This is a genomic window from Amycolatopsis melonis, assembly GCF_040064235.1.
In the GTDB taxonomy this organism is placed as follows: domain Bacteria; phylum Actinomycetota; class Actinomycetes; order Mycobacteriales; family Pseudonocardiaceae; genus Amycolatopsis; species Amycolatopsis melonis.
Window position 1 is genome coordinate 289,036 of sequence record NZ_JBDZYD010000013.1, and the last position, 13,362, is coordinate 302,397.

Here is a 13,362-nt window from a genome sequence, read left to right on the forward strand (position 1 = left end):
CGTTCGGGCGCCGTCACGGTAACCGAGGTAACCGCCCCGATTTCTGCGCACCACTGACCGTGGGACTGCTGCCGCCGGGGAACAGAAGCTCTTCCGTGCCACCTCCGGCGCGTACCAAGTCATCACCGGCCCCCCATCGAGATCGACGCCACGGCACCGAAGGCCACGAGCACACAGGCGGCAGCCAGCCCATCACCATCCGGCGCGGCCACGCCGAAACACGCGCCCGACCTGCTGCAGCAAGGCCCACTTGCGCGGCCAGTCGCGGGCTTCGGCCAGGTCGGAGCAAGCAGGCAGGTCCGCGGGACCCAGTGCCCGGATCGGCGGGAAGTCCATGGACGTTGCCTACGCCACACGCCAAGTGACCGACAAGTAGTTAAGCTCCCGGGAATGAGCAGTGCGACGGAGCCGCTCGGGACGCCGCCCGAGGATGAACCGGACATCCACACCACGGCCGGCAAGCTGGCCGACCTGTATCGCCGCTATGACGAGGCAGTGCACGCGGGCTCGGCCCGCGCTGTGGAGAAACAGCACGCCAAGGGCAAGAAGACCGCGCGCGAGCGGATCGAGCTGCTGCTCGACGAGAACTCGTTCGTCGAGCTCGACGAGCTGGCGCGGCACCGCTCGACCAACTTCGGCCAGGAGAAGAACCGGCCCTACGGCGACGGCGTCGTCACCGGCTACGGCACCGTCGACGGCCGCCCGGTGTGCGTGTTCAGCCAGGACGTGACCGTCTTCGGCGGCAGCCTCGGCGAGGTCTACGGCGAGAAGATCGTCAAGGTCATGGACCTGGCGATCAAGACCGGCCGCCCGATCATCGGCATCAACGAAGGCGGCGGCGCGCGCATCCAGGAGGGCGTCGTCTCGCTCGGCCTGTACGGCGAGATCTTCAACCGCAACGTCAAGGCGTCCGGCGTGATCCCGCAGATCTCGCTGATCATGGGCGCGAACGCCGGCGGGCACGTCTACTCCCCCGCACTGACCGACTTCATCGTGATGGTCGACGAGACCTCGCAGATGTTCATCACCGGCCCGGACGTCGTCAAGACGGTCACCGGCGAGGACGTCACGTTCGAGGAGCTCGGCGGCGGCCGCACCCACAACACGAAGTCCGGCGTCGCGCACTACCTCGGTTCCGACGACGAGGACGCCATCGCCTACGTCAAGGAACTGCTCTCCTACCTGCCGCAGAACAACCTGTCGGACCCGCCGTCGTTCGAGCCGCCTGCCGACCGGCCCGGGTTCTTCGACGACGTGACCGACTCCGACCGCGAGCTGGACACGATCATCCCGGACTCGCCGAACACGCCGTACGACATGCACGAGGTGATCACCCGCGTCCTCGACGACGGCGACTTCCTCGAGGTCCACGAGCTGTTCGCGCCGAACATCATCGTCGGCTTCGGCCGCGTCGACGGCCACAGCGTCGGCGTGGTGGCCAACCAGCCGACGCAGTTCGCCGGCTGTCTCGACATCGACGCGTCGGAGAAGGCCGCGCGGTTCGTGCGCACCTGCGACGCGTTCAACATCCCGGTGCTCACCTTCGTCGACGTCCCCGGCTTCCTCCCGGGCACCGACCAGGAGTGGAACGGCATCATCCGCCGCGGCGCGAAGCTGATCTACGCGTACGCCGAAGCGACGGTCCCGCTGGTCACGGTGATCACGCGCAAGGCGTTCGGCGGCGCCTACGACGTCATGGGCTCCAAGCACCTCGGCGCCGACATCAACCTGGCATGGCCGACCGCGCAGGTCGCGGTGATGGGCGCCCAGGGCGCGGCGAACATCGTCCACCGCAAGACGCTCGCCAAGGCGGCTGCGGAGGGACAGGACGTCGACGCGCTGCGCGCGGAGCTGATCCAGGAGTACGAGGACACGCTGCTGAACCCGTACGCGGCAGCCGAGCGGGGGTACGTCGACTCGGTGATCGTGCCGGCACACACCCGCGGGCACGTCGCGCGGGCGCTGTCGCTGCTGCGGAACAAGCGGGAGTCGCTGCCGCCCAAGAAGCACGGGAACATCCCGCTGTGAGCGAGCAACGTCCCCTGCTGAGGGTGGTCCGCGGAAACCCGAGCGACGCCGAGCTGGCGGCGCTGACGGCGGTCGTCGCCGCAGCGTCGGCGGCGAAGGAACCGGAGAAGCCGAAGCCGCGCACGTCGTGGTGGGGCGATCACGCCGCTTCGCTGCGCCGGCCGCTTTATCCCGGCGAAGGCGCTTGGCGCGCTTCGGGTTTCCCTCAGGGCTGACGGGCGTCGAGGAAGACCGTCGGGGCTTCGTTGTCCCGCACGATCGCGCCGAGCAACGCCGCGAGGCGGTCGCGGTCCTGGCTGTCCAGGCCCGCGGCCAGGTCGTCGACGCGGCGGCAGGTCGCCGCGTAGAAGTCCTCCGCCAGTTCGTGTCCCTCGGCCGTCAGGAGCACCTGGACGGCGCGGCGGTCGTCCGGGTCGGGCTCGCGGCGGACGAGCCCGCGCCGGACCGCGCGGTCGACCAGGCCGGTGAGGCTGGATTTCTCCAGCCCCAGCGTGCCGCCCAGGTCGCTCATGCCGTACGGGCGGCCCATCAGCACGCACAGCAGCTGCCCCTGCTGCACGGTGAGCCCGTACTCCCGGGCCGACTCGGCGTAGACGGCGTTCACCAGGAACGACGCCCGCACGAGGCCGGCCACCACACCGAGGTCCTCCCCGCTCTTCCCCATCCCGCCAGCCTACTTCGCCACGGCCTCCCGCACGGCGGGCACGATCTCCTCGGCCCAGCGCGCGGTGGCGACCTCGTCGGGCGTGGTGCCGCCGGGCCCGAAGAGCACGAACCCGGCCGCGCCGTGCTCCAGCACCGCGCCGGTCAGCTCCTCGATCCACTGCGCGGGCGAGCCGCCGATCCAGCGTCCGTCCTCGGCGCGGGTCTTCGCGAGCGGCTCCGCGGTGATCCGGCCGGGGAAGTTGTAGACGGTGGCGATCTCGGCCGGATCCCGCCCGGCGTCGACGGCGGCCTTGTCGATCACCGGCCGCGAGGTGCGGTACCGCTCGCTGAGCCAGTCGGCGGCGTGCCCGGGCATCCACCCGTCGGCCACCCGCCCGGTGACGGCCAGCGACTTCGGCCCCACCGAGCCGGTCCACACCGGCGGCATGGGCGCTTCGGCCGGTTCCAGGTCCGTGACGTGGTAGAACTCGCCGTCGAAGGTGACGGGATCCCCGCCACCGCCGAGCAGCTTCACGAGCCGGATGCCTTCTTCGAAGGCCCGCACGGCCTGCCCGGGCGTGAGCTTGTCGAACCCGAGCCGCGCAATGTCGTCCCACAGCCCGCCGACGCCCATCCCGAGCACGATCCGGCCCCCGGTCAGCGCGGACAGGGACGTGACGGTCCGCGCGAGCATCGACGCCGGGCGCGTCGGCAGGTTCGAGACGCTGACCAGCCCGGAGATCCGTTCGGTCCGCCCCAGCAGGACCCCGAGCTCGGCGTAGGCGTCGAGCCGGTCGGCGTAGTAGGGGTGATCGGAGACGGTGAGCAGGTCCAGCCCGCCCCGGTCGGCCTGGACGGCGAGCCGCAGCGTGTCCGGCACGGCCGGCACCGCGGTGGAGACGCCGATCCCGAAGTGCACCATGATTCCTCCCAGTAGTAGTTCGTGCTACGAACTTAGCATACATAGTTCTTAGTACGAACTACTGCCGCCGTCAAGGGCAGCCTGCGGCACCGGAAAACCGTTTGAGCACCGCGCCGGGCGGCGCTACCGTTGCTCTCGCCCGGTGCGACGGGGAAGGTTACTTCCGGTATCCCTTGGTTCGAATCCAAACCCGGTCACCTCACGGTGGCCGGTGGACACCTTCCCCAGCCGAGAACTCGGGAGTCAGAACTTCAGCGGTGCCCGGTGCGCAGGCGAGGGTTACTTCCACTTTCAATGGGCAGGTCGGGGGTTCGAATCCCTCCCGGACCACCTGTGGTCCGGTAGCTCAGTGGCCTAGAGCGGCTAATGTACCTTCACCGACTTCGATCTCGGGCCCCGCTGAAGCCGTGACTCCCCTTTCACAAGGGGGAAACCATGAGCAAGTTCAACACCGCACGCGCGCCCGCGGCGACCTCTCCGGTCCGCGGCGAGGCGACGCCGTCCATGGTCACGCACGAGGGGGGCGCCGGCTACGCGCGCGACACCCGGTCCGAGCTTTTCCTGCTCGCCGTCACCAACATGGTCGGTGAGCACACCTTCTACGAGTCCGCGGACACCCGTGACACCCGGTTTGCCGAGCTGGTCCGGCAGTCCACGTTGGACGATCCACACTGGACTGCCCGGTTCCTGCGCTGGCTGCGCACGGACGCGAACCTGCGCACCGCGTCGCTTGTCGGCGCGGCCGAGTTCGCCAAGGCGCGCCGCGACGCCGGGCTCGACGGGCTGAGCCGCCAGGTTGTCGCGGACGTGCTGCAGCGGGCCGACGAGCCCGGGGAGCTGCTTGCCTACTGGACTTCCGTGCACGGCCGTGCCGTGCCGAAGCCGGTCAAGCGCGGTGTCGCCGACGCCGCGGTGAAGCTCTACGACGAGCGGTCGTTCGCCAAGTGGGACTCCGCCGCGCACGCGTTCCGGTTCGCCGACGTCCTCGAGCTGACCCACCCGGCAACGCGCGACGACGCACAGGGCGCGCTGTTCCGGCACATCCTCGACGAGCGGCACGACCGCGGCAACGCCATCCCGGACGTCCTCGGCACCCTGCGCGCCCGCGCGGAGCTGCTGTCCTGGGACGTCGAGCGCCGCCGCGAGCTGTTCGCGCGGCCGGACGCCGCGGACGTGCTCCGCGCCGCGGGCATGACGTGGGAGTCCGTCGCCGGGTGGCTGCAGGGGCCGCTGGACGCGCGCGTCTGGGAGGCGCTGATCCCGTCGATGGGTTACATGGCATTGCTGCGTAACCTGCGCAACTTCGACGAGGCCGGCGTCTCGGACGACGTCGCGCGGCGCGTCGCCGAGCGGCTCGCCGATCCCGCGCAGGTCGCGAAGTCGCGGCAGCTGCCGATGCGGTTCCTCGCGGCCTACCGGGCGGCGCCGTCGCTGCGCTGGGCGTGGGCGCTGGAGCAGGCGATCGCGCACGCGCTGGCCAACGTGCCCGTGCTGGACGGCCGGACGCTCGTCCTCGTCGACACGTCCGGGTCGATGAACGGACCGTTCAGCAGGGACGGCAGCCTGATGCGCTGGGACGCGGCCGCCATCTTCGGCCTCGCGCTCGCCCGGCGCTGCGCGAAGGCCGACGTCGTGTCGTTCTCGGACGGCTACTGGGACCGCGGCTCGGGCACCAAGGTGTTCAAGCTGCGCCGCGGCGGGTCGCTGCTGAGTGACGTCGAGCGCTGGCAGTCCGGCGGCTTCTTCATCGGCGGCGGCACCGACACCGCGGGCGCGGTGAAGAAGCACTACGCGAAGCACGACCGCGTCGTGATCCTCACCGACGAGCAGGCCGCGTACGGCGACGTCGGGCGGGCGGTGCCCGCCCACGTGCCGCTGTACACGTGGAACCTGGCGGGCTACCGGGCAGGCCACGCGCCGTCCGGCGGTGCGCACCGGCACACCTTCGGCGGGCTCACCGACCAGGGGTTCCGGATGATCCCGCTGATCGAGCGGGGCGGCCACGCCGACTGGCCGTTCTGAGGCGTGAAGGCCACCTCAAGATCCTCTAGGTGGCCTTCACGCACTTCGGAGGGTGCACGGACCGTGACGGAAGTGGTGATAGCCCCCACAGTAGCCCACGTCGTATAGTCCACGTGGAATAACCGATCTGGAGGGATCTCACCATGGCCTCGTCCAAGCTGACCCCGCTCGGCCTCGCCGTGCTGGAGCTGCTCCACGAGAGGCCGCTGCACCCGTACGAGATGGCCCAGCTCATGCGCGAGCGGTACGTCCACATGCGAGTCAACGTCAAAGCCGGGTCGCTCTACCACACGGTCGAACGCCTGCACCGCAACGGCTTCATCGAGGTAGTGGACACGCAGCGCGACGGCAGGCGGCCCGAACGCACCGTCTACGGCATGACACAGGCCGGGCTGGACGAGTTCAACCAGCGCGGCCGTGAACTGCTCGGCGACCTCGCCACGGAGTTTCCGGCCTACCTGTCCGGGCTCGCCGTCATCGACGAACTGGGCCGCGAAGCGTCACTGCTCGAACTCGAGCACCGGGTCACCCGGCTGCGCTCCGAGGTGGCCGCCGACCAGGCCGTCCTCGACCACCTGCTCAGCGACGGGACGCCGCGGATCTACTGGCTGGACTGGCAGTACCAGTGCGACCACCGCAGGTTCGAGCTGGAGTGGACCGAGCGGCTCCTCGACGATCTCCGGTCCGGGCGGATCCCGTTCCAGGACGACGGCAAACCCCAGCTCACGCTCATCACCAGGGAAGACGACGATGAACGCAAGACAAGCTAACCCGTGGGCCGCGCTCGGCGCGCTGTGCCTGGGCTTCTTCATGATCCTGCTCGACACGACCATCGTGTCGATCGCGATCCCGACCATGCTGCGCGAGCTGGACGCCGGGCTGAACTCGATCGTCTGGGTGATCAGCGTCTACCTGCTCACCTACGCCGTGCCGATGCTGTTCACCAGCAGGCTCGGCGACCGGTTCGGCCCGAAGCGCGTGTTTCTCGCCGGGCTGATCGTGTTCACCGGCGCGTCGCTGTGGTGCGGCCTGTCCGGCAACGCCGAGATGCTGATCGCCGCGCGGGCCGTGCAGGGCCTCGGCGCCGCGCTGATGACGCCGCAGACGCTGGCGTTCATCACGCACCTGTTCCCGCCGGCCAAGCGCGGCCCGGCGATGGGCATGTGGGGCGGGGTCGCCGGGCTGGCGACGATCGCCGGCCCGCTGCTCGGCGGCGTGCTCGTCGACCACTTCGGCTGGGAGTGGATCTTCTTCGTCAACGTGCCGATCGGCGTGATCGCCGTCGTGCTGACGCTGCTGCTGGTGCCGGACTGGCAGCCGAAGCACTCGCACTCGTTCGACCTGCTCGGCATCCTGCTCTCCGGCGCGGCGCTGCTCTGCATCGTGTTCGGCGTCCAGAACGGCCAGCAGTACGACTGGGGCACGGTCTTCGGCGGGATCACGGTGTTCGAGATCATCGCCGCCGGCGTGGTGCTGCTGGTCGCGTTCCTGGTGTGGCAGCGGTTCAACAAGCGCGAGCCGCTGCTGCCGCTGCAGGTGTTCGCGAACCGGAACTTCTCGGCAGGGACGCTCACCGCGACCACCGTCGGCTTCGCGATGACCGGCATGTTCCTGCCGCTGGTCATCTACATCCAGTCGGTGCTGGGGCTGAGCCCGACCATGGGCGGCCTGCTGACCGCGCCGATGTCGCTGCTGTCGGGCATCATCGCGCCGTTCGTCGGGCGCGCGTCGGACCGGGTGAACGGCAAGTACCTGGTCATGTTCGGCCTCGCCGCGCTGGCGGCCGGGCTGGGCATCATTGCGCTGCAGGCCACGCCGTCGAGCAGCCCGTGGGCGTTCGTCCCGGCGCTGCTGGTGTGCGGCCTCGGCATCGGCTGCATCTTCTCGCCGATGAGCAACCTGACGATGGGGTCGGTCGAGCCGCGGCTGGCGGGCACGGCGTCGGGCATCTTCAACACCGCACGCCAGGTGGGTGGTGTCCTGGGCAGCGCGGCGATCGGCGTGCTGCTGCAGGCCCGGATCAGCGCGTCCATCGCGGACGAAGCCGCGAAGGCGGCCGCGCAGCTGCCGGAGCAGTACCGGGCGCCGTTCGCGAAGGGCATCGCGCACGCCGCGGCGAGCACCGGCGAGTTCGGCTCCGCGGGCGGGCCGTCGCCGATGCCGGGGCTGCCCGCGGAAATCGCGGCGCAGGCAGGGAACCTGGCCACCCAGGCCGTCCACAACGGACTGACCGACGCCGCCCGCGTGACGATGCTGCTGCCGATGGCCGTCCTGCTGCTCGGCGTCGTTTCCGCCGCGGTGCTGCGGCGGGTCCAGCCGCGCCGGGAAGCCCGGGTCACCGAAGCGGCCGCGGCCTGAAAACCGGGCGAGCCTCCGGTGTCGGGGACCGGAGGCTCGCCTGGACCGCGGGAGCGGTGGTTCAGCGTCGCCGGTAGGACAGGCCGTATCCGTACGGGAACAGGCCCTGCTTGCCGTCACCGGCGTTGATCGGCTGCTGCGAGGCGCTCTTCGGCCAGGTGAAGCTCAGCCTGCCGGTCGGGTTGTAGTCGCCGTAGAGCACGTCCGCGACGCCCGCGCCCTCCGAGCCCGGCAGCCAGGCCGCCACCAGGCCGCGGATCGACGGCAGCTGTGCGGAGATGTCCACCGGCCGCCCGGAGACCGTCACCACGACCAGCGGGACGCCCGTGGCCTTCAGCTTGGCGAGGAGTGCGGTGTCTTCGGCGTCGAGGACGACTCCGCCCGGCCGGTCTCCCTGCCCTTCGGCGTACGGCGTTTCGCCCACCACGGCGACCGCGACCCGGTAACTGCCGTCGATTCCGTCACCCTCACGGTCATAGGTCACCACCGTGCCCTTCCCGGCACCGGCCTTGATGCCGTCGAGGATCGTCGTGCCCGGGATGACCCGCTCGCCGCTCTGGCCCTGCCAGGTGAGCGTCCAGCCGCCCGCCTGGTTGCCCATGTCGTTCGCGTTCTTCCCGGCCACGAAGATCTTGCTGTTCTTCTTGGCCAGCGGCAGCACGCCGTCGTTCTTCAGCAGCACCTGCGACTCGCGCACCGCCTGCCGCGCCAGTGCGTGGTGGGCCGGGCTGCCGAAGTCCTTCTGCAGCGACCGGTCGGTGTACGGGTGCTCGAAGAGGCCGAGCTCGAACTTCTTCGTCAGGATGCGCCGGTTCGCGTCGTCGATGCGCGACATCGGGATGTCGCCGTTGAGCACTTCGGCGCGCAGGGTGTCGATGAACTTCTGGTAGTCGTAGGGCACCATCACCATGTCCATGCCGGCGTTGACCGCCTGCTTGACCTCGGCCGCGGTGAAGCCTTGCTGGCCGTCGATCTGGTCGATGCCGTTCCAGTCGGAGATCACGAAGCCGGTGAAGCCCAGCTCGCCCTTGAGCAGGTCGGTGATGAGGAACTTGTTGCCGTGGTCCTTGACGCCGTTCCAGCTGTTGAAGCTGATCATCACCGAGCCGACGCCGCGGTCGACCGCGGCGCGGAACGGCGGCAGGTGGATCCGGCGCAGCTCGTCGAGGCTGATCTGGGTGTTGCCCTGGTCGACGCCGCCGGTGGTGCCGCCGTCGCCGATGAAGTGCTTGGCGGTGGCCAGTACCGACGTCGGCGCGCCGAGGTCGCGGCCCTGCAGGCCTTCGACGATGACAGAGTTTTCGACGGCGTTGCGCGGGATCTCGCCGTAAGACTCGTAGGTGCGGCCCCAGCGGTCGTCGCGGGCGACGCACAGGCAGGGCGCGAAGGCCCACTTCACGCCGGTCGAGGCGGTTTCGTCGGCGGTGACTTCGCCGATCCGCTTGACGAGCCCGGGGTCGTTCGCCGCGCCGAGGCCGATGTTGTGCGGGAAGACCGTGGCGCCGTAGACGTTGTTGTGGCCGTGGACGGCGTCGGCGCCGTAGATGATCGGGATGCCGAGCCCGGTGGACGTGGCCGCCTTCTGGTAGGCGTCGATCATGTCCGCCCATCCGGCAGGCGTGTTGGGCGTCGGCACCGAACCGCCGCCGGAGAGGACCGAGCCGAGGCGCGCGGCCGCGGCCTGCGCGGGCGTGGCGGACCCGCGCTCGCCCTCGGTCATCTGCCCGATCTTGTCGTCCAGGGTCATCCGCGCCATCAGGTCGTTGACGCGGATCGGCACCGGGGCGTAGGGGTTCTTGTAGAGCGGCGTCGCCGACGCGGCCGCTGCGGGGACGAGGACGGTGCCCGACAGGAGGAGGCCGGCCAGGACGGTGGTTCGCAGCGATCTGGTGGTGCGGAGGAGCGGCATTGGTTCTCTCCGAAAATCCAGGACCCATATGTTGCGAGCCACAACAAAGTAGCTCTCGCTTCGCGTGACGTCGGTCACAATTCGGTCACGACCGCCTGGCCGGGTACGTTTCGGGGGTGCAGTTCGTCCTCGCTTCCCAGTCCCCCGCCCGCCTCGCGACGCTGCGTGCGGCCGGCGTCGATCCGGCCGTGTTCGTCTCCGGCGTCGACGAAGACGCCGTCGCCGCGTCGCTGGTCGATCCGTCCCCGTCCGAGCTGGTCAGCGCCCTCGCGACGGCCAAGGCCGAGGCCGTCCTCGACCAGGTCGCCGCGGCCCATCCGGACGCCGTCGTCGTCGCCTGCGATTCGATGCTTTCGATTCACGGGCAGATGGTCGGCAAGCCCGGTTCTCCGGAGGCCGCGCGCGAGCGCTGGGCCGCGATGGCCGGGGCAACCGGTGAACTCCTCACCGGGCACGCGGTCGTCCGGCTCGACGGCGGGACCCGCTCGAAGGAGGCGTCCGGCTGGGAGTCGACCACCGTCCGGTTCGGCACGCCGAGCCAGCACGAGATCGACGCCTACGTCGCCAGCGGCGAGCCGCTGCACGTGGCGGGCGGCTTCACGATCGACGGGCTCGGCGGCTGGTTCGTCGAAGGCCTCGACGGCGGCCACACCAGCGTCATCGGCATCAGCCTGCCGCTGACCCGGCGGCTGCTGGGCGAGGTCGGCGTGAGCGTCGTGGACCTCTGGCGGCCTCCCGCATCCTGAGAAGAGCGCCACACGAACGGGTGATCCGGAAGAGTCTGCGCTTGCCTAACGTTCTCTTCACCCGGCAAGCCAGACTGAAACTTTCGAGCACCGGAGTCGCCCCGTGTCCTTCGTACGGACCTACACCAAGCCGCGGGTGTTCGCGGCCGCGGTCCTCGGCTCGCTGGTCGTCGGCGCCCTGCTGGGCGTCGTCGCCCGGCAGACCGGGGCCGGCTGGCTGACCGATCTCCTCGACCAGATCGGCACCATCTTCACGACCCTGCTGCAGATCGCGGTGATCCCGCTGGTCTTCACGGCGATCGTGGTCGGCATCAACAGCCTCCGCGGACTCGGCGGCGGCCGCACCGCCGCCCGCCTCGGCGGCAAGACGGTGCTGTGGTTCGCGATCACGTCGTTCATCGCGTCGCTGATCGGCATCGCGATCGGCCGGATCTTCGACCCCGGCGCGGGCGGGCTCGGCGGCGTCACGGCGACCGCCAAGAACGCCGACCGGGCCGCGGCCAGCGTCGACCACTGGGGTTCCTGGAGCGCCTTCGTCAAGGGCCTGCTGCCGGAGAACTTCGTGAAAGCGTTCTCGGACGGCGAGACACTGCAGGTGCTGTTCCTCGCCCTGATCATCGGCGCGGCCGCCTACAGCCTCGGCGACAGGGCGAAGCCGTTCGTGGACTTCACGACGAGCGTGTTCGAGATCATCCAGCGCTACCTCGGCTGGATCGTCCGCCTCGCCCCGATCGGCATCGTCGGCCTGATCGGCGCGGCGGTCTCCAACTACGGCGACGCGCTGTTCCGGCCGCTGTTCTCCACCACGCTCGCGGTGTACGTCGGCTGCCTGCTCGTGCTGTTCGTCGTCTACCCGATCCTGCTGCAGTTCGTGGCGAAGGTCAGCCCGCTGAAGTTCTTCGCCAAGGCGGGCACGGCGATCCAGTTCGCGTTCGCGTCCCAGTCCTCGGCCGCCACGCTGCCGCTGACCCGCCAGTCCGCGGTCAACCTCGGCGTCCAGCCGGCATACGCGGCCTTCGCCACCCCGCTCGGCAGTGCGACCAAAATGGACGGTTGCGCGGCGGTTTTCCCCGCCATCGCGGCGATTTTCGTGGCGAACCTCGCCGGGGTGTCGCTGAACTTCTGGCAGTACGCGGGCATCGTGGTGGTCGCGGTGGTCGGCGCGCTGGCGACGGCGGGCACCACGGGCTGGCTGACGGCGTTCACGCTGACGACGTCGTTCATCGGCCTCGACGCGAAGCAGGTCGCGCTGGGCCTGGCGCTGATCTACTCGGTCAACCCGATCATGGACATGATGCGCACGGCGACGAACGTCGCGGGCCAGATCGTGGTCCCGACGATCGTGGCGCGCAGCGAGGGTCTCCTCGACGACGACGTCCTCAACGCCCCGACCGACCGCCCGCTGCACACCGACGACGGCTCGGCGGCCCGCCCCACGGCCCCCGCTCCCGCCTGACCGGCACTTTCACGTGAAAGTGACCCGGAGGCCCGTCCTCCACGTCACTTTCACGTGAAAGTGGCGCCTTCAGGAAGCGGGACAGGAGCGGAGGTCGGCGCGCGTCAGGCGGACGTCCGGCCAGCCGCGCAGGTCCGAGGGCGCCGTGTAGCGCCGCGTGCAGCCGACCGAGCGGCCCGCCAGGTCGTACACCTCGGCCAGCACCGGCGCCGCCTCGCACTTCGGGGTGCCGGACACCGTGGCCGGGCAGTCGTGGCGGACCACGATCACGTCGGGACGGCCGTCGGTCGTGACGTCGTAGAGCGACAGCGTCCCGGCGTCCGCGTAGTACGGCTTGCCCGGGTCGCGCCACACGCCGCCGCTGCCGGTGAGCAGCTCGCCGTAGGCGGCCGTGCCGTCGCCGCCGACGTCGCCGCGGATCAGGCACGCCGGTGCCGCGCCGTCGATGCAGCGCAGCGAGTTCCCGTCCAGCCGCACCCCGAGCTCGGCGATCGCCAGCTCGAACACCGTGCCCGGCTCGGGCCCGACGCGCACCCGCGCCGCCCCGCCGGAGGCGTCGGTGAGCAGTACCACCGGCGTCCCGCCGACCGTCATCGCCGCGAGTTCCCGGCACGGCCCGGCCCCGCAGCCGACCGCCGCCGGGGTCACCGGGGCGGCCGCGGGCTCGGCGGCGCCGGTGGGCAGCTCCGGGCGCGGGCGCAGCGCGAACACCGTGCCGATCGCGCCGACGGTCACCACCGCGGCCAGCACCGCCGTTAGCAGCGCCGACCGAGGCGTCCGCGCCGCCGTAGTCCGCATAAGGCAGAGCGTAAGCCGCGTCGCCACGGTGTGTGGGCGACGCCCGGGGCGATGTGGCTGAAATCCCCCGGCGGTGTCGGAGCCGACGGGGTGACACCTTGCGCAGCGTGTCCGCCTATGGTGGTTCCGGTGACGAACCCGAACCTCCCGCCCGCCCTGTACCTGCCGACCGGGCCGGTGAACCCCGCCGCCGAAGGCGCGTCGATCGAGCTGCGCCGCACCCCGGACGGCCGCACCGCGCTGGTCGCCTTCACCGCGCTCGACCGGCTGATCGACTGCTGCGGCGAGCACCAGCCGTGGGTGCTGGTGAACACCGAGCACCTGCCCAAGGTCCACGCGGCGAACCCGTACGACGTGATCGTGCTCGACTCGCCGCTGCCGGAGGAACTGCGCCACCGCGTCTGAGCGTGGTTCACCTCTCACTCAAGAGACTCGCGACGTCATATCCGTAGACTTCCCAGATGCCGCGTGGGCGGTC

Annotated in this window: 13 protein-coding genes; 8 read left to right on the plus strand and 5 right to left on the minus strand. The window is 70.5% G+C overall.

The window, feature by feature from the left end:
- Positions 1-192: 192 nt before the first annotated feature.
- Positions 193-336 (minus strand): hypothetical protein, encoded by a 144-nt coding sequence (locus ABJI51_RS32765; RefSeq protein ID WP_348954926.1) that lies wholly within the window; start codon positions 334-336, stop codon positions 193-195.
- A gap of 54 nt (positions 337-390) precedes the next feature.
- Between ABJI51_RS32765 and ABJI51_RS32770 the strand changes: the two genes are divergently transcribed.
- Both ABJI51_RS32770 and ABJI51_RS32775 read left to right on the plus strand, forming a co-directional pair.
- On the plus strand, positions 391-2,028 hold the full coding sequence (locus ABJI51_RS32770; RefSeq protein WP_348954927.1) for an acyl-CoA carboxylase subunit beta: 1,638 nt from the start codon (positions 391-393) through the stop codon (positions 2,026-2,028).
- Positions 2,025-2,243: an acyl-CoA carboxylase subunit epsilon gene (locus tag ABJI51_RS32775; RefSeq protein ID WP_348954928.1), complete on the plus strand. Its 219-nt coding sequence runs from the start codon at positions 2,025-2,027 to the stop codon at positions 2,241-2,243. The genes ABJI51_RS32770 and ABJI51_RS32775 overlap by 4 nt, the downstream gene beginning before the upstream one ends.
- Here ABJI51_RS32775 and ABJI51_RS32780 read toward each other — a convergent pair.
- Positions 2,234-2,692 carry a MarR family winged helix-turn-helix transcriptional regulator gene (locus tag ABJI51_RS32780; RefSeq protein WP_348954929.1) on the minus strand — a complete coding sequence of 153 codons (459 nt, stop codon included), beginning with the start codon at positions 2,690-2,692 and terminating at the stop codon, positions 2,234-2,236. The genes ABJI51_RS32775 and ABJI51_RS32780 overlap by 10 nt on opposite strands.
- A 9-nt stretch (positions 2,693-2,701) precedes the next feature.
- The gene (locus tag ABJI51_RS32785; RefSeq protein WP_348954930.1) at positions 2,702-3,595 is read right to left on the minus strand and encodes an LLM class flavin-dependent oxidoreductase; all 894 of its coding nucleotides are present in this window, start codon (positions 3,593-3,595) and stop codon (positions 2,702-2,704) included.
- Positions 3,596-4,030: 435 nt separating this feature from the next.
- On the opposite strand from ABJI51_RS32785, the gene ABJI51_RS32790 reads away from it, so the two are divergent.
- The 3 genes from ABJI51_RS32790 to ABJI51_RS32800 all read left to right on the plus strand — a co-directional run bounded on the left by ABJI51_RS32790 (position 4,031) and on the right by ABJI51_RS32800 (position 7,975).
- Positions 4,031-5,617, plus strand: a complete 1,587-nt coding sequence (locus ABJI51_RS32790) for a TROVE domain-containing protein (protein WP_348954931.1) — start codon at positions 4,031-4,033, stop codon at positions 5,615-5,617.
- Positions 5,618-5,760: 143 nt separating this feature from the next.
- The gene (locus ABJI51_RS32795) at positions 5,761-6,387 is read left to right on the plus strand and encodes a PadR family transcriptional regulator (RefSeq protein ID WP_348954932.1); all 627 of its coding nucleotides are present in this window, start codon (positions 5,761-5,763) and stop codon (positions 6,385-6,387) included.
- Positions 6,368-7,975: a DHA2 family efflux MFS transporter permease subunit gene (locus ABJI51_RS32800; protein ID WP_348954933.1), complete on the plus strand. Its 1,608-nt coding sequence runs from the start codon at positions 6,368-6,370 to the stop codon at positions 7,973-7,975. The genes ABJI51_RS32795 and ABJI51_RS32800 overlap by 20 nt, the downstream gene beginning before the upstream one ends.
- 61 nt (positions 7,976-8,036) lie before the next feature.
- On the opposite strand, the gene ABJI51_RS32805 is transcribed toward ABJI51_RS32800, so the two are convergent.
- A complete protein-coding gene (locus ABJI51_RS32805) occupies positions 8,037-9,884 on the minus strand; it encodes a glycoside hydrolase family 3 protein (RefSeq protein ID WP_348954934.1) in 1,848 nt (615 codons plus the stop codon).
- 116 nt (positions 9,885-10,000) lie between these two features.
- Between ABJI51_RS32805 and ABJI51_RS32810 the strand changes: the two genes are divergently transcribed.
- The gene (locus ABJI51_RS32810; RefSeq protein ID WP_348954935.1) at positions 10,001-10,630 is read left to right on the plus strand and encodes a Maf family protein; all 630 of its coding nucleotides are present in this window, start codon (positions 10,001-10,003) and stop codon (positions 10,628-10,630) included.
- A 103-nt stretch (positions 10,631-10,733) separates the two neighbouring features.
- A complete protein-coding gene (locus ABJI51_RS32815; RefSeq protein ID WP_348954936.1) occupies positions 10,734-12,086 on the plus strand; it encodes a dicarboxylate/amino acid:cation symporter in 1,353 nt (450 codons plus the stop codon).
- Between the two features lie 69 nt (positions 12,087-12,155).
- On the opposite strand, the gene ABJI51_RS32820 is transcribed toward ABJI51_RS32815, so the two are convergent.
- Positions 12,156-12,884: a hypothetical protein gene (locus tag ABJI51_RS32820; RefSeq protein WP_348954937.1), complete on the minus strand. Its 729-nt coding sequence runs from the start codon at positions 12,882-12,884 to the stop codon at positions 12,156-12,158.
- A gap of 129 nt (positions 12,885-13,013) precedes the next feature.
- Here ABJI51_RS32820 and ABJI51_RS32825 point away from each other — a divergent pair, with 129 nt between their 5' ends.
- A complete protein-coding gene (locus tag ABJI51_RS32825) occupies positions 13,014-13,289 on the plus strand; it encodes an SAV_915 family protein (RefSeq protein WP_348954938.1) in 276 nt (91 codons plus the stop codon).
- Positions 13,290-13,362: the final 73 nt, after the last annotated feature.